A 21,017-nucleotide genomic window follows, 5' to 3' on the forward strand; every position below is an offset into this window, starting at 1 on the left:
CGAAGAGGCAGCGGGGGCGGGATATCGGCCCCTGAAAAGGAGCATGCGATGGAGATCGAGGTACCTAAGGGACAGGCGTCCGTGCCGCTGGCGGCCTTCCTGACACGGGCGCTGCCGGACGTGCCCGCCTGGGCGTTGAAGGAGTGCTTAAAGCGCCGCGACGTGAAGCGCCTCGGCGTGCGCCTGGGGGCGGAGGATGCGGTTTCGGGCGGCGATTTGCTGCGCGTCTACCTGCCTAAGGCCGCGCTGAAGACGTCCGCGCCGCAGCTTGACGTCGTTTACGAGGACGCGCGCGTACTGCTCGTGAACAAGCCGCAGGGCCTCAGCGTGGACGCGGATGAGGGCGGCGGGGATACGCTGCTTTTGCGCGCGCGCCGGTACCTTGCGGCGCAAGGCGGGGATGGAGCGGCGCTCTCGCTCTGCCACCGCCTGGACAACAAGACCGGCGGCCTGCTGCTGCTCGCCAAGGACGTCCAGGCGCTGGAGGCGGCGGAGGAAGCGTTTCGCCTGCGAACGATTCGCAAGACGTACACCTGCCGCGTCGTAGGCTGCCCCAAGCCGCGCGAGGCGGTGCTCACGGCTTATCTTTTAAAGGATGCGGAGCGCGCGCGGGTGCGCGTCGTGGAGCGCCCGCTTCCCGGCGCGCAGAAGATCGTGACGGGATACCGGGTGATCGAGACGGAGGGGGGCTTTTCGCGCCTTTCGGTCGAACTGATCACCGGCCGCACGCACCAGATACGCGCGCACCTCGCGTTCATCGGCTGCCCGATCGTGGGCGACGACAAGTACGGTCTGCGGGAAGTCAACCGCAGCGCGCGCGTTCGCGGCCAGCAGCTTTGGGCGACGCGAATGGAGCTGCACGCAGGGGGAGCGCTTTCCTACCTGGACGGACGGGCGTTTGAGGTTGACGCGCCGTTTTAGGCGCCGCCTGCGGCGCGGACGCCGGCTTATTTTCGGGTGCGCGTGAATTTACGGTGTTGAATCTGTGCGGTAAAGCGCCTATAATAAACGGGAATGCAGAAGCTGTGTTCCCGTTTTTCTGTATTGATTCCTTACACGTATGAAAGGGTTGTTTCATGAAACCGATACGCATGGTGGCCGTCGATATGGACGGCACGCTGCTGAACAGCAGACAGGAACTGCCGGAGGAGAATGCGGAGGCCCTTCGCGAGGCGGAGCGCGCGGGCATCGCCGTCGTCATTTGCTCGGGGCGCATGATGGAGGATGGCAGCCAGTTCGCGCGCAGTGCGGGGCTGAACTGCTGGATCGCGGGCTGCAACGGCGCGCGCCTGCTCAGCGCCCCGCTGCCGCAGGGACAGGTCATCGCCCGCCATGGCCTGCCTGCGGGGAAGACCACCCAGCGCGTGATCGACGTGCTGATGGCGCATAACCTCATCATCAACGGCTTTCAGGACGGGCACCTCGTCACCGTGCGCCCGGCGCAGAACGAGGGCTGGCAGGAGCAGTGGAGCCACCAGCTCGCCCGGCGCGGCATCGTGCGCATCGATTACGGCGAGGAGGCCCTTCGCCGCGCGGCGGACGAGGGCGTCATCAAGCTCGTCGCCATCGAGGAGCGGCGGCCCGAACGCCTTGTGGAGGCCGGCGCGCAGATCGCCCGCATCGCGGGCGTAGACGTCACCAGCTCCTGGGCCAACAACATAGAGATCATGCCCGCGGGCATCGACAAGGGCAGCGCGCTCGCGGAGATCAGCGCCTACCTGCACCTGACGGCGGACGAGGTGATGGCCATCGGAGATCAGGAAAACGACCGCCCGATGCTCGCCTTCGCGGGCCATTCCACGGCCATGGGCAACGCGACGGAGGCCATCAAGGCGCTCTGCGTACACCGGACGCTTTCGAACGACGAGGCGGGCGTGGCCTACGCCGTGCGCCGCTGGGCGCTGGGGGAGACGCTATGACGAAGGTTTCGCTCATTCCCTGTGAGAGCTACGAGCGGGAGCGGGTGGAGCGCGCGGTGCGCGAGGCGCTTTCCTCCCTCGGCGGCATGGCTGCGTTCGCTTCCCCCGGCATGCGCGTGCTGGTCAAGGCGAACCTGCTGATGAAACGCGCGCCCGAGCGCGCAACTACCACGCACCCGGAGGTCGTGCGCGCCCTTTGCCGCGAAATCCGGGCGGCGGGCGCGCAGCCCGTCATCGCGGACAGTCCGGGCGGCCCCTTCACGCTCGGGGCTCTGCGCGGCGTATACGACGCCTGCGGCATGCGCGCGATCGCGGACGAGGGGCTGGCGGAGCTGAACGACGATTTTTCGAGCGTCACGCGGGCTTATCCCGAGGGGCACGCCGCGCGTTCGCTGGAGTTGCTCGCCTGCGCGGCGCGCGCGGACGCGATCATCACCGTCGGCAAGCTCAAGACGCACGGGCTCACGGGTATGACCGGCTGCGTGAAAAACCTGTTCGGCCTCGTGCCCGGCACGATCAAGGCGGAATACCATGCCCGATACCCGGACGTGGACGATTTTTCGGACATGCTCTTGGATCTGTGCGCCTGCGCGCGCCCTGCGCTCGCCGTGCTGGACGCGGTGGAGGCCATGGAGGGCGAGGGGCCGTCCGGCGGCAGGCCGCGCCATGTGGGCGCGATCCTCGCATCGCCCGACCCGCACGCGGCGGATGCGGTGGCGGCTGAACTGATCGGCATCGCTCCAGAACAGGTGACGACCCTGCGCGCGGCGAGGCGGCGGGGCCTTTTGGGGGCGGCGGAGGTCGTCGGCGCGCGGGTGGAGGAGCTGGCGGTTTCGGACTTCGATATCCCCATGCAAAAGCGCGGCGTGCTCTCCGGCGCGTGGTGGCTTGGGCACATACCGGCATTTTTAAAACCGCGGCCCGTCTTTACCCATAAAAGCTGCGACGGCTGCGGTACATGCCTTCGCGCCTGCCCGGCGCACGCCATCTCGATGGATGAGAACCGGCGCCCGCGCGTGGACATGCAAAGGTGCATCCGCTGCTTTTGCTGCCAGGAGCTCTGCCCGAAGACGGACGTGAACGTGTACAGAAACCCGCTCTTTAAGTGGTTAAGATGAAGGGATGGAGGGACGGAGATGGAGCAGCAGTCCTTTTTTGACGACCGCAAGAGCAGCGCGCCGCTCGCGAGCCGCCTGCGGCCGCAGACGCTGGACGAATTCGTCGGCCAGCAGCACCTGATCGGAAAGGGGCGCGTGCTGCGCCAGCTGATCGAGCAGGATCAGGTCTCTTCCATGATCTTCTGGGGGCCGCCGGGCGTAGGCAAGACGACGCTGGCGCGCATTATCGCCGGGCGCACGAAGGCAAACTTCGTGGACTTCAGCGCGGTCACCAGCGGCATCAAGGAGATCAAGGAGGTCATGCAGCGCGCGGAAAACGCGCGCGCGATGGGCCTGCGCACGCTGCTCTTCGTGGACGAGATTCATCGCTTCAACAAGGCGCAGCAGGACGCCTTCCTGCCCTTTGTGGAAAAGGGCAGCATCACCCTCATCGGCGCGACGACGGAAAATCCGTCCTTTGAGGTGAACGCGGCGCTGCTTTCCCGCTGCAAGGTGTTCGTGCTGCAGGCGCTTTCCGCCCCGGACCTGGCGCAGCTGCTGCGCCGCGCGCTTCGCGACCCGCGCGGGTTTGGCAACCAGCGCGTGGAGATTTCGGACGAGCAGCTCGCGGCCATCGCCGCTTTTGCAAACGGCGACGCGCGCGCCGCGCTGAGCACGCTGGAGATGGCGGTGCTCAACGGCGAACTGCGCGCCGACGGCTCCACCCTCGTGACGAAGGAGACGCTTTCCCAGTGCGTCAGCCGCAAGTCCCTGCTCTACGACAAGAACGGCGAGGAACACTACAACCTGATTTCCGCGCTGCATAAATCCATGCGAAACAGCGATCCGGACGCGGCGGTCTACTGGCTGTCGCGCATGCTGGAGGCGGGGGAGGACCCGCTCTACGTCGCCCGGCGCGTCATCCGTTTCGCCAGCGAGGACGTAGGCCTTGCGGACAGCCGCGCGCTCGCGCTCGCTGTGGACGCCTATCAGGCGTGCCACATGATCGGCATGCCGGAATGCACGCTCGCCCTGACGCAGGCGGTGGTCTACCTCTCGCTCGCGCCCAAGAGCAACGCCTGCTACGTGGCTTACGAGACCGCGAAACAGGACGCGCAGAATATGCTCGCGGAGCCCGTGCCCCTGGTGATCCGCAACGCCCCGACGCAGCTCATGGCAGACCTGCACTACGGTGAGGGCTACGTCTACGCGCACGACACCGAGGAAAAGATCGCTCTCATGCAGTGCCTGCCCGAAAGCCTCGAGGGCAAGCGCTACTACGTGCCCACGGCGCAGGGGAACGAGGCGCGCCTTGGCGAGCGGCTCGCCGAAATTCAGGCGTGGCGCGCGGAAAGGCGTGCGCAGAAAAAGTGATGGCGCGAAGAAGATGGCTTTTAACTTGTAGGAACAGCCTTTATAAAGCGGTACAGGCGATGCAATATCTATAAAAGAATTGTAGGCGGACGGTTTTCGTCCGTCCGATGGAGGATACGACATGAAGATATCCAAGAAGGACGCGCTGATGTGGTTTGAATTCTTTGCTGCGCTTCCGGAAGAGGAAGAAATCCTGACGCGCCAGCAGGAAATCATCTACGCAGTCCTCGCGCAGATCGAGGCGGCGGTCGAGCGCCGGCATGCGGAGCTGATGGGGGAGATCAAGGGCCTCAAGACGCTCGGCAACCGGACGTATTACGTGGGCGACGACCGCAGGTTCCCGATGGGCTGCCGCTCGTGCCTGTTCGGCACGGGACTGAGCGCGATTCGCAAGACAAACCGATGCAACCTTGCCTGCAAATTCTGCTACGACTACGGCCAGATGGACTGCCAGCCCCCGATCGGCGAGGGGCTCTGGGAGATCGGCGGCACGAAGTTTTACGAGCAGGACATCGACCTGCTTCTCTCTGTGCACCCAAAGCCCACCGGCATTTCCTACGTCTACCTGGAGCCGTTTATGGAGATTGAAAAGTATTACGGCATCATCTCCCGGTTCAGGGCGGCGGGGGTGCACCAGCACCTGTATACGAACGGTACCCTTGCGACCGAGGAGAACCTGCGCGCGCTGGGCGAGGCGGGCCTGGACGAGCTGCGCTTCAACCTGGGCGCGTCCGGCTGTGCGGACAGGGTGATCGAAAGCATCGCCGCCGCCAAGCGCTACATTCCGCAGGTGGGCATCGAAACGCCCATGACGCCGGAATTCTTCGACGCCTTCCTGCAAAAAAAGCAGGCGATCCTGGCCACAGGGCTGGACTTCATCAACTGCGCGGAGCTGCACCTGAACGAAAACAACATCGACAATTACTACGGCGAAAACCTGTACTGCACGCGGCTGGGCTACATTTCGCCCATCTGGAGCCGGGAGCTGACGCTTAAACTCATGCGGCTCGCGGACGAAGAGGGCTGGAATCTGGCGGTGCACGACTGCTCGAACCGCACGAAGTTCGCGCGCGACCTGAACCTGCGCGGAAAAGAGGGCGGCTGGTTCGGCGCGAGCAGCTATGGCTGCGAGTTTTCCAAAATCCCCTGCGAGGTCTTTTTGCCGGTGCTGCGCGACGGGCGCTTCCGGTTCGTCAGCGAGGAAGAGCTGCCGGAGGGCTATCGGCCCGGGGATCTGGTCTTTTAAGCGCATGAAAATCCCCCGCGTTTCGGGCTGGGCCCAAAACGCGGGGGATTTATCAGTTTGGCTGAGCGGGCAGGCAGGTGAGAAACAGTATGGCGTACGCGAGCAGGAGCAAGACGATGTTCTCGATCAGCACGCCGAGCGATGGCATCGGCGGCCTTTCCTCCGGCTCTTCATCCGGCATGCTTGGGGGCTGTACCCATTCGAGCGAGGCGTTACGCTTTTTCCGATAGGAAGAAATCCAGTGGACGATGATGGCCAGGAGGGGGAGCGCGAGGATGGCGGCGGCGACGGGGTTGCCGGTCCTCGATACTCTCCTCGAAATGCCCTTCGTAGCGGAATAAAGAGTGATCGCCAGCGCGAGCCCGATGGCGCCGAAGATCGAACCGAAGATGAGGTCGTCGCGTGGGTTCGGGGGCGTACTCATTCCATATAGCCGCCCTTCATGGGCGACACGGCGCGCTCGCAGAAGAGCTTCAGCACGCCGGATTGATACTTCGCCGCGCGCGGCTGCCAGCGCGCGCGGCGCTCCGCCAGAATCTGCTCCATTTCATCGGGCGTGCGCGCCTCGCCCCGCGCGCCCACGATGGAAAGCGCGCGCTTCGGGATGTCGATACGGATGAGGTCGCCCTCCTCCACGAGCGCGATGGGGCCGCCGGCGGCGGCCTCCGGGCTGACGTGGCCGATGGCGGGGCCCTTCGACGCGCCGGAGAAGCGCCCGTCGGTGATGAGCGCGATGGACCTGCCCAGCTCCGGATCGGAGGAAATCGCCTCCGTGGTGTAAAACATTTCCGGCATGCCGCTGCCCTTGGGCCCTTCGTAGCGGATGAAGACCGCGTCGCCGGGGCGGATGTCGTGGCGAAGCACCGCCGCGATGGCCTCTTCCTCGCTGTCAAAGGGCCGCGCGCGCAGCGTCGCCTGAAACATCTCCCTGGGCACGGCGCTGTGCTTGACGACCGCGCCCTCGGGCGCGAGATTGCCCCGTAGGATGGCGATGGTGCCGTCCCGGCCGATGGGGTCGTCGAACGGACGGATTACGTCCGTTCGCTTCAGATTCCAGGGGGCCAAATACCGTTCGCATTGGCCGTAGAAGCCGCTGGCGCGCAGCGCCTCCAGGTTTTCGCCCAGCGTCTTGCCGGTAACGGTCATGACGTCCAGGTGCAGCATGGAGCGAATCTCCTCCATCACGGCGGGGACGCCGCCCGCGTAATAGAAAAACTGCGCGGGCCAGCGGCCCGCAGGGCGGATGTCCAGCAGGTAGTGCGCGCCGCGGTGCAGGCGGTCGAAGGCCTCTGCGTCCAGGTCGATGCCGAACTCGTGGGCGATGGCGGGGATGTGCAGCAGGCTGTTGGTCGAGCCGGAGATGGCCGCGTGCACCATGATCGCGTTTTCAAAGCTTTCGCGCGTCACGATCTGGCGCGCCGTGACGCCGCGCCGCGCCATGTCCGCCGCGAGGCGTCCCGCCTGATACGCGGCCTCGCGCAGTTCCCCGCAGGTCGCGGGCATCAGCGCGGTGCCGGGCAGCATCAGGCCCAGCGCCTCCGCCATGATCTGCATCGTGGAGGCCGTGCCCATGAAGCTGCACGCGCCGCAGCTGGGGCAGGCATGGCGCTTGTAGTACGTGAGCTGTTCCTCCGTGATCTCGCCGCGCTGACGCATGGCGCTGTACATGCCGATCTGCTCCAGCGTCAAAAGGTCGGGGCCCGCGTCCATTACGCCGCCCGTGACGACGACGGAGGGGATGTTCACCCGGCCGATGCCCATGAGCTGCGCGGGCACGGCTTTGTCGCAGCTGGCGATGAAAACGCCCGCGTCGAACGTCGTGGCGTTTGCGTGGATTTCGATCATGTTCGCGATCATGTCGCGGTGGGCGAGCGAGTAGTTGATGCCGTCGTGCCCCTGCGCCATGCCGTCGCATATGTCGGTGGCAAAGTAGCGCGCGGCCTTTGCGCCGCCGTCCGCGATGCCGCGCGCCGCCTCCTGAACCAGCTCCATCAGGTGCGCGCTGCCCGGGTGGCTGTCGCCAAACGTGCTTTCCACGAGCACCTGGGGCTTTTCGAGGTCGTCCTCCGTCCATCCCATGCCCATGCGCAGCGGGTCCATCTCCGGCGCGAGGGCGCGAATCTTCTGGCTGTTCAACATGCGGGTCCCCATCCTTCCTTTGCTTTTCCCATTGTAGCATGAAAGGGGAGGGGAAAAAAGCAGAGAATGCAAAAAACACTCGATTTTGGCGCGCGGATGCGTCATAATAGAGTCACAACAGCATGTAAAGAGGAGTGATTCCATGGCGAAAATCATTGGCGCAGCCCTGCCGAACATTCCATGGCAGGAGCGTACCGCGGGCTGTCAGGATCCCGTGTGGCGCTACAGCGGGAACCCCATCATTGGGCGCGACGCGATCCCGTCCAGCAACAGCGTGTTCAACAGCGCCGTCGTTCCCTTTGGGGAAGGCTTCGCGGGCGTGTTCCGCTGCGATTCCAAGTCGGTCAGCATGGACATCTTCGCGGGCTTTTCAAAGGATGGCCTGCACTGGAACATCGACCACGAGCCCATCCGCTTTGAGGGCGACCCCGCCGTGACGGCGCGCGAATACCGCTACGACCCGCGCGTGTGCTTCATGGACGGCAGGTATTACGTCACCTGGTGCAACGGCTATCACGGCCCGACGATCGGCGTCGCCTGGACGGAGGACTTTAAGACGTTCCACCAGCTTGAGAACGCCTTCCTGCCCTATAACCGCAACGGCGTGCTCTTCCCGCGGAAGATCGGCGGCATGTACGCCATGCTCAGCCGCCCATCCGACACGGGGCATACGCCGTTCGGAGACATCTTCGTCAGCTTCAGCCCGGATCTCACGTTCTGGGGCAAGCATCGCTACGTGATGGGCACCATCGGCGACGACCGCTCCGCGTGGCAGTCCAAAAAGATCGGCCCCGGCCCCATCCCCATCGAGACGGACGAGGGCTGGCTGCTCATCTATCACGGCGTCATCAACACCTGCAACGGCTTCGTGTACCGCGTGGGCGCGGCGCTGCTGGATATCGAAAAGCCCTGGATCGTGAAGGAGCGCGGCGCGTATTACATCCTGGGGCCGCGCGAGCTTTACGAGTGCGTGGGCGACGTGCCCAACGTGACCTTCCCCTGCGCGACGCTGCAGGACGCCGCGACCGGCCGCATCGCGATCTACTACGGCTGCGCGGACACCGTGACGGGCCTCGCGTTTACGACGGTGGACGACCTGCTCGCGTACATCAAGGCGCACCCCTTAAAGTAACCATGCGTCCGGGGAGGCTGCGGCTTCCCCGGCTTTGCGCGTGCGCCCGACGAGGGGCCCATGGAAGAAAAATCAAGACGCATGCGCTCCAGTTCAGCAAGCCGAGCTTTAGTTGGGGCGCTGAAACGAGATGCAAAAAGGAGAAAAACATGCATCAGGCAATCGAAGAGATGAAGCGCAGGCTTCTGCTCCTGCTGGGGGACGAGCTTACGGCATTTTACCTGTACGGTTCGGTCGTCCTGGGCGACTTCAAGCCAGGCTGGAGCGATATCGACATGCTGTGCTTCACGAAAGAGCCGGTTGGGGAGGCACAGGCGCTGGCGCTGGTGAACCTTCGCCAGACGATGCTCGCGGAGGAGCCCCAAAACCCGTACTACAGGCTATTTGAAGGCGCTATCGTTTCGCTGAAGGAGTTTTGCAGCGAGAAATACACTCGGGTGGTCTACTGGGGGACGAGCGGGCAGCGCGTGACCGACAGGTATTGCTTCGATGCCTTTTCGCGCTATGAGCTTTTGCACGACGGTCTGCTCGTTTGCGGCACGGACGTACGGGACGTACTTGAAGCGCCTGACGATTCGCAGCTAAAAGAGGCGGTAGCGGAGCACCTGCGCACGATTCGGCGGTACGCGGTGCAGACGAACGACAGCCTTTACGCCTGCGGCTGGCTGCTGGACATCGCACGGGGACTGTATACGCTGCGGACTGGCCGCGTCATCGCCAAGACGGAGGCGGGTGAATGGTCGCTGGCGCAGGGATTGTGCCCCGTGCGGGAGGAAATGCTGCGAACCCTTCAGATCAGGAAGGCGCCCGCACGTTATCGGGACGACGAGGGAACGAAGGCGTGGCTTTCGTCGCTGGGGCCCGCCGTGCAGCGCTTCGCCGACGTGCTGGAATCGGAGCTGACAGGGAGCGCCTGCTGAAAGAAATAGGCTTTCCCGGCGGACGGGCGATGCGAGCGGACAGCCGCGGCGCGCGTCCGCCTTTTTCTTACACTTTCGTAAGCTGGGCAACCGCGTGGCTGTTTACGTCAAAATGGTGGTATAATGGGGGCATTACATGGGGAGAGGAGAATCCCGATTGAAGCCGATTCTGCTGCTGGAGGACGACGCGGCGCTTTTGGACGGGCTGTGCTACGCGCTGAAAAAGGACGGGTTTGAGGTGACCTGCGCCCGAACGGCCGCGCAGGCGCTTTGCCTGCTGAAAGAGGGGGAATATGGCCTGCTGCTGCTCGACGTGTCGCTGCCGGACGGCACGGGCTTCGACGTCTGCGAGTGGGTGCGCGGCCGGGGCGACGGCGTGCCCATCCTCTTTTTGACCGCCGCGGACGAGGAGGTCAGCGTCATGCGCGGGCTGGACTGCGGAGGCGACGACTACGTCACAAAGCCCTTTCGATTTGGCGAGCTGTGCGCGCGCATCCGTGCGCTGCTGCGCCGCGCGGACGGCGGGTACGCGGCGGGCGACCGCCTCGTCTGCGGCGACGTGAGCGTGAACCTCGCATCCTGCCGCGCGGCGGTGCGCGGAAGGCCGCTGGAGCTCACGGTGGCCGAATACCGGCTTCTCTGCCTGCTCCTGCGCGAGGCGGGCCGCGTGGTTTCGCGGCAGGCGATTTTAAGCGCCTTGTGGGACAGCGGCGGCGACTTCGTGGACGACAACACGCTCTCCGTCTACGTGCGCAGGCTGCGCGAAAAGCTGGAGGAGGACCCGTCCCACCCGCGGCGGCTGCTGACCGAGCGCGGGCTGGGTTACCGGTTTAAGGCGGTGGACGCATGATTTGGGGGGAGGACAGAACCGCTCGGCGTTTCTTTTTGCTGACGGTACTTTTATGCGCGCTGCTCACGGCCCTTTCGTGCCTTTCGGCCGTTTGGGGTGCGCGCCGGGCGCAGACGCTGCTTTTCAAGCGCGAGGCGGAGATCGCGGGCGCGCTGCTGAAACAGGGCGTGCCGGCGGACGTGATCGCCGTAAGCCTCGCGGACACGGGCGGGACGGCGGCGGGCGAGGCGCTGCTGTCGCGCGCCGGGCGCACGCCTCAAACGCCTGCGTGCCTGATTCCTTACGTCCGAGCGCTCGCGCGGAGCGGCGCCCTGCGCGCTTTCCTGCTGGCTGCTGGCTTTTCCGCCGCGCTGCTGACGCTTTGCGCGGCCTGGCTTCAGAGAAGGGAACGCCGCCTGGGCGACGCGGCGCGCATCGTCGCCCGTTATGCGGACGCGGATTTTTCCCTCCGTCTGCCGCAGGCGGAGGAAGGGGCGCTGGGCAGGTTGATGGCGGCGGTGGACGCCCTGGCGACGGCGCTTCAGGCGCAGGGGGAGACGGAGCGGAGGAACAAGGAGTTTTTGCAGCGCACCATTTCGGACATTTCACACCAGATCAAGACGCCGCTCGCCGCCGCGCGGCTGTACAGCGAGATCATCGAAGCGGAGCCCGACGACCCCGAAACGGTGACGGCCTTCTGCGTAAAGACGCAGGTTTCGCTTACGCGCATGGAGGAACTGATCCTTTCCCTGCTCAAGATCGCCCGCATCGACGCGGGCGGCATCGCCTTTGAGCGCGCCGTCTGCCGGGTGGAATCGCTCGCGCGGCGCGCGGCGGAGGAACTCATGCAGCGCGCCGTGCACGAGAAAAAGCGCATCGAGCTGAGCGGCCCGGCGGACGAGACGGTGCTGTGCGACGCGCAGTGGACGGCCGAAGCCATCGGCAATCTGATCAAAAACGCCCTCGACCACATGGGGCCGGGGGGCACGGTGCGCGTCGTGTGGGAGCGCTCGCCGGTAATGCTGCGCATCCGCGTATTGGACGACGGCGAGGGGATTGCGCCGGAGGAGCTGCCCCACATCTTCAAGCGCTTTTACCGAAGCCGCAGCGGGATCGATGCGCAGGGCGTAGGCCTGGGCCTGCCGCTGTGCAGGGCGATCGTGGAGGGGCAGGGCGGTTTGCTCTCGGTCGAAAGCGAGCCTGGGCGGGGCAGCGCCTTCACGATCTCCTTCCTGACGAATCCGTAAGATGAAATTCACGCGTCCGTCATCTGGAAATGGTAAGCTGCTGTGCGTAAGGAGGCAGAGGTCATGGAAATCTTAAAGGTACAAAACCTGTGCAAGACGTATGGCAGCGGGGAGGCGCACGTAGACGCGCTGAAGGACGTTTCATTCAGCCTTCAAAAGGGCGAGTTCGCGGCGGTCGTCGGCGAGTCGGGCTCCGGCAAGAGCACGCTGCTCAACTGCATCGGCGCGCTGGACGCGCCGTCCGCGGGAAAGGTTCTTCTGGACGGCAAGGATCTGTTTTCGATGAAGGAGCAGGAGCGCACGATCTTCCGGCGCAGGCATATCGGCTTCGTATTTCAGTCGTTCCATCTGGTGCAGGAACTGACGGTGGAACAGAACATCGTCTTCCCGCTCCTGCTGGACGGCAGGCGCGCGCAGGCGGGGCAGGTGCAGGAAATGCTGGACGTGCTGGGGCTGACGGATCGACGCAGCCACCTGCCGGGCCAGCTTTCCGGCGGGCAGCAGCAGCGCGTGGCCATCGGGCGCGCGCTCATCACCCGCCCGGCGCTGATCCTTGCGGACGAGCCCACGGGCAACCTGGATACGGGCAGCAGCCGGGACGTGCTCGACCTGCTCACCCAGGCGTCACGGCGCTTTCAGCAGACCATCCTGATGATCACCCACAACATGAACCTGACCTCCTGCGTAGACCGCGTGCTGCGCGTGTCGGACGGCAGGCTTACGGATTTGGGAGGGGAGCGGGCATGAAGAGCTACCTCGACCTGATTCCCATTTCCGCGCGCGTGCACCGCAAGCAAAACCGCATGACGCTGCTGTGCATCGCGCTGTCCGTGTTTCTGGTGAGCGCGATCTTCGGCATGGCGGACATGGAGGTGCGCAGCCAGCGGATGCAGGCGATCAAGGACAATGGCAACTGGCATGCCGCGTTTGAGGGCATTTCGGACGAGGAAGCGCGAATGATCGCCGCGCGCCCAGAGGTCGCGGCCGCGGGACGCTACGCCGTCGTGGACGGCGAGGCATACGTCGTTAAGGGGAAGCGGGCGGCTATCGTCGGCATGGACGAAGCGCCCTTTCAGGAAATCCTCGGCCTGCGCGTGGTCGAGGGCGCGTACCCGGCGGATCAGGACGAGGTCGCGCTCACCGAAAGCGCGAAGGAGGTACTGGGCTTTTCGCTCGGCGACGAGGCGCGCCTTTCGCATCCGGGCGGAGAGTCGGTCTTCACCGTGACCGGGTTTATCGAAAATGCCTCCAGTTTGCTCATGACGGACGAGGTCGGCCTCATTTTAACGACGGAGGGTCTCCGTCAGGCCATCCCGGGGAGCGAATACACCGATCAGTTCTTCGTTCAGTTTTTACCTTATTGCAACATGCGCTCGGCCATCGCGGACATCACGGAGCAGTTCCAGCTTGAAGACGAGCGCTGCGCGCAGAACGTAAAGCTCATGGGCCTTTACGGTCAGAGCGGGCACAGCTACATGACGAGTCTGTACGTCGCGGCGGGGGTCCTCTTCGTGCTCGTGCTCCTCGCCGGCGTCCTGATGATCGCCAGCAGCTTGAACAGCAACGTGGCCCAGCGCGCGGAATTCTTCGGCATGATGCGCTGCCTGGGCGCGACGCCCAAGCAGATCATGCGCTTTGTGCGGCGGGAGGCGCTGGGCTGGTGCGCGCGGGCGGTGCCCGCGGGCGCGCTTTGCAGCGTGCTGGTCGTGTGGGCGCTGTGCGCTGCGCTTCGCGCCATCAGCCCCTTTTACTTCGCGGAGCTGCCGGTGCTGGACGTGAGCGTCATCGGCATCGTCTGCGGCGTGCTGTCGGGCCTGCTCTCGGTATTGATCGCGGCGCGGGCGCCGGCCAGGCGCGCGGCCAGCGTGTCGCCGCGAACCGCGGTCAGCGGCGGCGCGAGCGAGGAGCAGCCCGTGCGGCGCGCGGCGAACACGCGCTTTCTGAAGGTCGATCTGGCGCTCGGATTGCACCACGCGCGCGCCAGCCGCAAGAATTTCATCCTGATGACCGGCTCGTTTGCGCTCAGCATCGTGCTGTTCCTCGCCTTTTCGGCGGCGATGGACTTCATGCGCCACGCGATCAGGCCGCTGCAGCCCTGGACGCCCGACGTATCCGTGGTCAGCGCGGACGAGGCCTGCGACGTCCCCGCGGGCCTGGCGGAGAGGATTCGGGAAAACCCTGCTGTGCGGCGCGCCTACGGCCGCCAGTTTGCTTATCACATCCCGACGACCGGCGCGCGGGGCGACGGGGAGGTTCATTTGATCTCCTATGAAGATACGCAGTTCGCCTGGGCGGAGAACTCGCTGCTGGAGGGCAGCGTCGAGGCCGCAAGGGCGGCGGAGGACGCGGTGCTCTTCGTCTACAGCGGCGAGGGCGGCCCGCATGCGGGCGATTCGCTCACGCTGCGGCTCCCCGGCGGCGACCGGCGGGTGAAGGTGGCGGGCGTGCTCTCCGACAGCCCATTCGGCAGGGAGCAGGGCGTCGATCAGCTCATCTGTTCGGAACGGGCATTTCAAAATCTCACGGGGGAGCGGGATTATACCATCATCGACGTGCAGCTGAGGCACGGGGCGACGGACGCGGACGTCGAAGCCCTGCGCGCGCTCGCCGGGCCGAACCGGACGTTCTCCGACCGGCGGGCGAGCAACGCGGAGAATCGGGGCGCTTATTACGCGATGACGCTGTTCATGTACGGCTTCCTCTTCATCATCGCGCTGATCACGGTCATCGGCATCGTCAACAGCGTCGCCATGAGCGTTTCTGGCCGCATCCGCTCCTACGGCGTCATGCGCGCGGTCGGCATGAGCGTCGGGCAGCTCGTCCGCATGGTCACCATGGAGGCAGCGGTCTACGCGTTCTTCGGGTGCGCAGCAGGCTGCGCGCTGGGGGTGCCCGTGCATGCGTTTCTGTACAGGCACCTGGTCACCGCCCAGTGGGGAACCCCATGGGCTTTGCCACTGGGGCCGCTGGGCCTGATCGCGGCGTTCGTCACCTTCAGCGCGCTGCTCGCGGTGAGGGGCCCGGCACGGCGCATCCGTGGGCTCACGGTCGTTGAAACCCTCGGCGCGGAGTAGAGGACGATACTTGGAAGGGGGCGAAGCGCTCCCTTCTTTTCGCCTTCTGCGCCGTCGTTTGCAGGACGGCGCACCGCACCCTGTGCCCCGCGTGCGTTCGGCTCTTGACAGAAAATCGCAAATCCTCTATGCTCTTGGTATCAGGAAAAATCTGCGAGGAGGAAGAGCGATGGATAGACCCGTCTATACGCTTTCGTATCTGGCCGATCCGGAGGCGTTCGCCGTCGGGCGCCTTGCGGCGTGCAGCGATCATGCCGTGTTTGCGAGCGAGGAGGAGGCGCGCAGCGGGCAATCGAGCCTGCAAAAGTGCCTCTCGGGCACGTGGAAGTTCTGCTACGCGGAGCGGCCGGAGCTTCGCCCGTTGGGCTTTTACGAGGCGGGGTACGACGTGAGCGGCTGGAACGACATCGCCGTGCCCGCGCACATTCAGCTTCAGGGCTACGACCGGCCGCACTACGTCAACACCCAGTACCCCTGGGATGGGCACGAGTTTTTGCGTCCGCCTGAAATCAACAGGGAATACAACCCCGTGGGCTGCTACGCGCTCGACTTCACCGTGCCTGAGGATTGGCCGCGGGACGGACGCGTGGTGCTGCGCTTCGACGGGGCGGAATCCGCGCTGTACGCCTGGATGAACGGCACGTTCCTGGGCTACAGCGAGGACAGCTTCACGCCCGCCACCTTCGACGTGACCGATTGCCTGCGCGCGGGCGTCAACCGCGTGTGCGTCGAGGTGTACAAGCGCTGCACGGGCAGCTACCTGGAGGATCAGGATTTCTGGCGCTTCTCGGGGCTGTTCCGCGACGTGTGGCTGCGCCTTGAGCCCGCGTCGCACGTGCGCGATCTGTTCGTGACCTCCGAGCTTTCGGCGGATTATCGCGCGGCGAGCCTTCGCGTTCGCATGAAGATCGACGGAGCCGCCGGTACCCGCGCGCGCGTGGAGCTGCTGGACGGCCCCGCCGCCGAGGCGGACTGCGCGGAGGAGATGGAGCTTGCCATCCCGGTCGAAAGCCCGAAGCTCTGGAGCGCGGAGGAGCCGAACACGTACCGCGTGCGCGTCACGCTGACGCGCGGCGGTGAGGTGACGGAGGTCTGCGAGACGAACACGGGCTTCAGGCGCTTTGAGATGAGGGACGGCCTCATGTGCCTGAACGGGAAGCGGATCGTCTTCAAGGGCGTGGACCGCCACGAGTTCAGCTGCCGCACGGGCCGCGCCGTTTCCATGGAGGACATGCTCTGGGACGTGCGCTGCATGAAGCGGCACAACATCAACGCCGTGCGAACCAGCCATTACCCCAACGACAGCCGCTTCTACGATTTGTGTGACCGCTACGGCCTGTACGTGATCGACGAAACGAACCTGGAAAGCCACGGCTCCTGGCAGAAGATGGGGCGGATCGAGCCCTCCTGGGTCGTGCCGGGCGACCGGCCGGACTGGCAGGCGGCGGTGCTGGACCGCGCGAAGTCCATGCTGGAGCGGGATAAGAATCATCCGAGCGTGCTCATCTGGTCCTGCGGCAACGAGAGCTTCGGCGGCAGGGACATCTACAACATGTCCGAATACTTCCGCGCGGCGGACCCCACGCGCTTGGTGCACTACGAGGGCGTGTTCAACGACCGCAGCTACGACGAAACCAGCGACATGGAGAGCCGCATGTACGCCAAGCCTGCGGACATCGAAGCGTACCTTTCGAGCCATCCGAAGAAGCCCTTTATCAACTGCGAGTACACGCACGCGATGGGCAACTCCTGCGGCGGCATGCACCTGTACACCGCGCTGGAGGACAAATACCCGCAGTATCAGGGCGGCTTTATCTGGGATTTCATCGATCAGGGCATCGAGGCGACGGATGGAAACGGCGCGCGCAGGCTCTGCTACGGCGGCGACTTTGGCGACCGGCCTACGGATTATCACTTCTGCACGAACGGCATCGTCTTCGCGGACCGCACGCTTTCGCCCAAGATGCAGGAGGTCAAGTTCCTCTATCAGAACGTGAAACTGCTGCCGGACAGGCGCGGCGTGCGCGTGGTGAACCAGAACCTGTTCGTCTCCACGGCTGCGTATGAGCTCCGCTGGTCGCTGCTGCGGGAGGGCGTTTGCGCGGCGCAGGGGACGCTTGATATGGACGTGCCTGCGGGCGAGGCGGCGTACTTCGTCCTTCCGCTGCCGGATGGCCTCGCGCCGGGCGAGTACGCGCTGCGCTGCGGCCTTTGCCTGCGCGAGGCGACGCCTTGGGCCGAAGCGGGCTTTGAGCAGATGACGGGCGAGCATGTCTTCGTGGTCGAGGGCGTGAAGGCGCCGGAGCGTTCCGGGGTGGATTACCGCATCGCGCTGGGCGACGTCAACGCGGGCGCGCACGGCGCCGGCTTTGACGTGCTCCTTTCCTATCAGGACGGCGGTCTGATCTCGCTGAAGAAGGACGGGCTGGAGCGCATCGCGCGCGCGCCGCGCCCGAACTTCGACCGCGCGCCGACGGACAACGACCGGGGCAACGGCATGCCCTTCCGCTGCGCGGCCTGGACGATGGCGAGCCACGGCATGCGCCTTGCCGACGCCGCGGCGAGCGAGGAGGACGGCCTGCTCTCGGTGCGCTACGTCTATCGGATGCCCGCGCCGCTGGACTTTGACGTGACGGTGGCCTACGCGGTGCTCGCGGATGGCGGCGTGCGCGTGCAGCTCGACTATCCGGGCGCGAGGGGGCTGCCGGAAATGCCGCAGTTTGGCCTGCAGATGCGCCTGCCCGCGCGCTTTTCCCGTTTGCGCTATTACGGCAGGGGGCCGGAGGAATGCTACATCGACCGCGAGAGCGGCGCGCATCTGGGCGTTTATGAGACGACGGCGAGGGCGAACTGCACGCCCTACATCCGCCCGCAGGAGTGCGGCAACCGCACGGACGTGCGCTGGCTGGAGGCGACGGACGAGGCCGGGCGCGGCGTGCGCGTGGAGAGGGTGGACGCGCCGCTGCAGGTCAGCGCCATCCCCTACACCGCGCAGGAGCTCGACAGCGCTTTTCATCCCGACGAACTGCCGCCCGTGCATTACACGGTGCTGGACGTCGCGGGCTTCCGCATGGGCGTGGGCGGCGACGACAGCTGGGGCGCGCCGGTGCACGATGCGTACCTGATTCCTTCGGACAAACCGCTTTCCTTCTCGTTTATCCTGCGCGCAATTTAAGAGGCCAAAAGGACGGGGCGGCGCTGTTCGGCGCCGCCCCGTCCTTGATGTTCACTATTTTACTTCCTTGAGATAGGAGAGCGATACGAATGCCTGCGCGCCGCCGTAGGCGATGCGCGCCCAGTTGCCGGTCTTGCCGACCACCGTGACCTCGTCGCCGCGCTGCAAGGTGTCCAGCTTGGCGTAGTTGGTGCCCGCGCCCGCCCGCACGTTGACCGTGCCGGAGGTGACGCGGTAGGTGGAGAAGCCCGGCGCGTAGCCGGAGACCGTGAGCTGCACGCTCGCGGTGCGTCCGCCGCTTAAGGAGGCCGCCCGCAGCGTGACGGTGCCCGCGCCCAGCGCGGTGACCGTCTTGCCCTCGACCTGCGCGACGCCCTGCGCCTGCCCGGACGCGAGCGAGAGCGTCCAGTCAAACCCGGTCGTCGGAATGCCGGGTAGCACGATGGGCGTCATCGTCTCGCCGATGCGCAGGGTGTAGGCATCCTCGCGGAAGGCGATGCTCTGCGGGTCCGCCGCCGCGCCGGACTGAAGCCTGATGCCGGTCAGGCGCGTCAGGTCGCTTGCCGCGACGAAGAGCTTGCCGCCCTTGATGAACGGGACGGCCGACAGCGCTTCGGACTGGCCCGCGCGCGTGGCCGCGTTGGAACCGGCGACGAACGCGGCGAGCACGCCGCCGTGTTGAATGTACATCGTGTACCCGTCGCTGAACAGGTCGTAGGCTGCGTCCAGCGACGCGAGGTCGGCGGGGGCGATCATGACCTGGCCGGTCGCCGCGTCCAGATAGGGCGGGGTCGTGGTGACGCAGACCGCGCCGCCGTCCGTCGAAAGCACGGAGCTGCCGGGGGTCATGAAGACCGTCTGTGTGCTGGCGGGCAGGTTACCGGGCGTCCAGGGACGCGCCGTCTCCGCGGAAGCGGCGGAATCGTCGGCGGCGGCCAGGCGAATCGCGCCCAGCTTCGTGCGCTGCCCCTCCGCATCCAGCGTGACGTTCACGCGCGCGCTCCTTTCGGGATGCAGCGAAAGCGCGAGCTGCCCCAGCCCGCCTGCGACGTTCATGTGGCCGATCTGCACGGTCAGCCGGGAGGGGCGCGTTTGGTCGATGACGGCGCTTTGAACGAACACGTTCGCGCCGGAAAGCGCGCCGTAGCCGTTCAGCGTCACGTCCGCGTCGCGCCAGCGTCCGCTCGCGAGATCGAGGATGAGCGTGAATGTGCCCGTATCGCCCGGCAGAGAAGCGGCGGATGCGTTCAGCACGACGCCGAAGGCGGGCGTGTCGGCGTCCGTGGTGTCCAGCGTCATGCCCGTGGAGGCGACGTAGGCCTCGAGCTTCGCGGCCGTCGCGGTCTGCACGTAGTCGCATTCGCGGCATGTGCGTTCCCACAGGCCGGTATTTGCGGTGGTGGGCATGCGGGTAAGGCGCCAGTCCTCAAAGTCGTGGCCGAACGGCTCCGTCTGATCGTATTCTCGCCACGCGCCGCAGACGGCGCAATAGTCGGTCGTATAGCCCTCGTCTGTGCAGGTGGGCGCGACGGTAACCCGGCCCGTCCAACGGTGCGGCAGCGCTGCGATGGCTTCATCCCGGGTGCTCCCGCAGACCGCGCAGGTGTATTTGCGCACGCCGGGCTCCTTGCAGGTGGCGGCCTTGGTGACGGTGCCCGCATCCCACTTGTGGCCGGGCGCGGGGATCGTTTCCTCGATCGTGCTCTTGCAGACGGAGCAGGTAAATGTCTTCACGCCGGTCTGGACGCAGGTCGCGGGGGTGGTGATGACGCCGCCGTCCCAGGCGTGCTCGCCCGTGGCGGGGATGGTTTCGGTGCGCTGCTCGCCGCAGACGGAGCAGGTAAATGTCTTCACGCCGGTTTGGTCGCAGGTCGCGGTGGCGGTGATGACGCCCTCGTCCCAGGAATGCACGCCGGTGGCGGGGATGATTTCGGTGCTCTGCGCGTTGCAGACGGAGCAGGTAAATGTCTTCACGCCGGTCTGGCCGCAGGTCGCGGGGGTGGTGATGACGCCCTCGTCCCAGGAATGCACGCCGGTGGCGGGGATGGTTTCGGTGCTCTGCGCGTTGCATACGGAGCAGGTAAATGTCTTCACGCCGGTCTGGTCGCAGGTCGCGGGGGTGGTGATGACGCCGTCGTCCCAGGAATGCACGCCGGTGGCGGGGATGGTTTCGGTGCTCTGCGCGTTGCATACGGAGCAGGTAAATGTCTTCACGCCGGTCTGGTCGCAGGTCGCGGGGGTGGTGATGACCCCGTCGTCCCAGGTGTGCTCGCCGATGGCGGCGATGGTTTCGGTGCGCTGCGCGTTGCAGACGGAGCAGGTAAAGGTCCTGACGCCGGTCTGGTCGCAGGTCGCGGGGGTGGTGATGACCCCGTCGTCCCAGACATGCGATTCCGTCCTGCCGCACACGCATGCGTGGTGGTCTGCGTCTAGACTGTGGTAGCTATGCGCCTGGGCGATATTTCCGCAGGCACACTTGTGTTGCTCGCCGAAATCGATCATGACGTCGTGCTGGCAGACGTATTCGCATATCGTGCAGACGCCGTTTTGATACTGGTGCGGCAGGGTCGCGCCGCAATCTTCACATATGTGCTTTTGCGTGTCCGTGAGTCCTGTGCTGACGTCGGGTACGTAGGGCTTGCAGACGTCGTGCAGGCATTCGTCCGCCATCGCGGGCATTACAGTAAGAAGCATCAGAAACGCGCTTATCCACGCGATTGGCTTTTGTAAAAAACGATATTTCATAATATGAGGCCCCCTTTCGCGCTTTCAAATATATAACGCCGGGTCTTCCACCTTTCTTCCGGGATGTGGCTGGAATTTGCCATCCAAAAAGCGGAAAGAAAGGGCCCGCCCTCCATAAAT

At 65.4% G+C, this 21,017-nt stretch carries 15 protein-coding genes; 12 read left to right on the top strand and 3 right to left on the bottom strand.

Features of this window, described 5'->3' with window-relative positions:
• Positions 1-48 precede the first annotated feature (48 nt).
• The 5 genes from C1725_RS06460 to C1725_RS06480 all read left to right on the top strand — a co-directional run bounded on the left by C1725_RS06460 (position 49) and on the right by C1725_RS06480 (position 5,636).
• Complete coding sequence (locus tag C1725_RS06460; RefSeq protein ID WP_102410830.1) at positions 49-921, top strand: pseudouridine synthase; 873 nt, start codon at positions 49-51, stop codon at positions 919-921.
• Positions 922-1,076: 155 nt separating this feature from the next.
• Positions 1,077-1,919 carry a Cof-type HAD-IIB family hydrolase gene (locus tag C1725_RS06465; RefSeq protein WP_102410831.1) on the top strand — a complete coding sequence of 281 codons (843 nt, stop codon included), beginning with the start codon at positions 1,077-1,079 and terminating at the stop codon, positions 1,917-1,919.
• The gene (locus C1725_RS06470; protein ID WP_102410832.1) at positions 1,916-3,037 is read left to right on the top strand and encodes a DUF362 domain-containing protein; all 1,122 of its coding nucleotides are present in this window, start codon (positions 1,916-1,918) and stop codon (positions 3,035-3,037) included. The genes C1725_RS06465 and C1725_RS06470 overlap by 4 nt, the downstream gene beginning before the upstream one ends.
• 18 nt (positions 3,038-3,055) lie before the next feature.
• On the top strand, positions 3,056-4,390 hold the full coding sequence (locus C1725_RS06475; RefSeq protein ID WP_102410833.1) for an AAA family ATPase: 1,335 nt from the start codon (positions 3,056-3,058) through the stop codon (positions 4,388-4,390).
• Positions 4,391-4,511: 121 nt separating this feature from the next.
• A complete protein-coding gene (locus C1725_RS06480; protein WP_102410834.1) occupies positions 4,512-5,636 on the top strand; it encodes a radical SAM protein in 1,125 nt (374 codons plus the stop codon).
• Positions 5,637-5,688: 52 nt separating this feature from the next.
• Here the strand turns inward: C1725_RS06480 and C1725_RS06485 are convergent, their stop codons facing one another.
• Together C1725_RS06485 and ilvD are read right to left on the bottom strand one after the other, a co-directional pair.
• The gene (locus C1725_RS06485; protein WP_102410835.1) at positions 5,689-6,060 is read right to left on the bottom strand and encodes a hypothetical protein; all 372 of its coding nucleotides are present in this window, start codon (positions 6,058-6,060) and stop codon (positions 5,689-5,691) included.
• Positions 6,057-7,772: a dihydroxy-acid dehydratase gene (gene ilvD / locus C1725_RS06490; protein WP_346026871.1), complete on the bottom strand. Its 1,716-nt coding sequence runs from the start codon at positions 7,770-7,772 to the stop codon at positions 6,057-6,059. The genes C1725_RS06485 and ilvD overlap by 4 nt, the downstream gene beginning before the upstream one ends.
• Positions 7,773-7,917: 145 nt before the next feature.
• On the opposite strand from ilvD, the gene C1725_RS06495 reads away from it, so the two are divergent.
• From C1725_RS06495 to lacZ, 7 genes are all read left to right on the top strand, one after another.
• Positions 7,918-8,907 (top strand): glycoside hydrolase family 130 protein, encoded by a 990-nt coding sequence (locus C1725_RS06495; protein WP_102410837.1) that lies wholly within the window; start codon positions 7,918-7,920, stop codon positions 8,905-8,907.
• Positions 8,908-9,056: 149 nt separating this feature from the next.
• The gene (locus C1725_RS06500; RefSeq protein ID WP_346026412.1) at positions 9,057-9,827 is read left to right on the top strand and encodes a nucleotidyltransferase domain-containing protein; all 771 of its coding nucleotides are present in this window, start codon (positions 9,057-9,059) and stop codon (positions 9,825-9,827) included.
• Positions 9,828-9,984: 157 nt separating this feature from the next.
• The gene (locus tag C1725_RS06505) at positions 9,985-10,677 is read left to right on the top strand and encodes a winged helix-turn-helix domain-containing protein (RefSeq protein WP_102410839.1); all 693 of its coding nucleotides are present in this window, start codon (positions 9,985-9,987) and stop codon (positions 10,675-10,677) included.
• Positions 10,674-11,903, top strand: coding sequence for an ATP-binding protein (locus tag C1725_RS06510; RefSeq protein ID WP_102410840.1), 1,230 nt, complete (start codon positions 10,674-10,676; stop codon positions 11,901-11,903). Before C1725_RS06505 ends, C1725_RS06510 begins: the two co-directional genes overlap by 4 nt.
• A gap of 63 nt (positions 11,904-11,966) precedes the next feature.
• Positions 11,967-12,650: an ATP-binding cassette domain-containing protein gene (locus tag C1725_RS06515; protein WP_102410841.1), complete on the top strand. Its 684-nt coding sequence runs from the start codon at positions 11,967-11,969 to the stop codon at positions 12,648-12,650.
• The gene (locus tag C1725_RS06520; protein ID WP_102410842.1) at positions 12,647-14,977 is read left to right on the top strand and encodes an FtsX-like permease family protein; all 2,331 of its coding nucleotides are present in this window, start codon (positions 12,647-12,649) and stop codon (positions 14,975-14,977) included. Before C1725_RS06515 ends, C1725_RS06520 begins: the two co-directional genes overlap by 4 nt.
• A gap of 169 nt (positions 14,978-15,146) precedes the next feature.
• A complete protein-coding gene (gene lacZ, locus C1725_RS06525; RefSeq protein WP_102410843.1) occupies positions 15,147-18,152 on the top strand; it encodes a beta-galactosidase, LacZ type in 3,006 nt (1,001 codons plus the stop codon).
• Positions 18,153-18,206: 54 nt separating this feature from the next.
• Here lacZ and C1725_RS06530 read toward each other — a convergent pair whose 3' ends face one another.
• A complete protein-coding gene (locus C1725_RS06530; protein ID WP_102410844.1) occupies positions 18,207-20,897 on the bottom strand; it encodes an SH3 domain-containing protein in 2,691 nt (896 codons plus the stop codon).
• Positions 20,898-21,017 lie beyond the last annotated feature (120 nt).

It is taken from the genome of Beduinella massiliensis, assembly GCF_900199405.1.
In the GTDB taxonomy this organism is placed as follows: Bacteria; Bacillota; Clostridia; order Christensenellales; family Aristaeellaceae; genus Beduinella; species Beduinella massiliensis.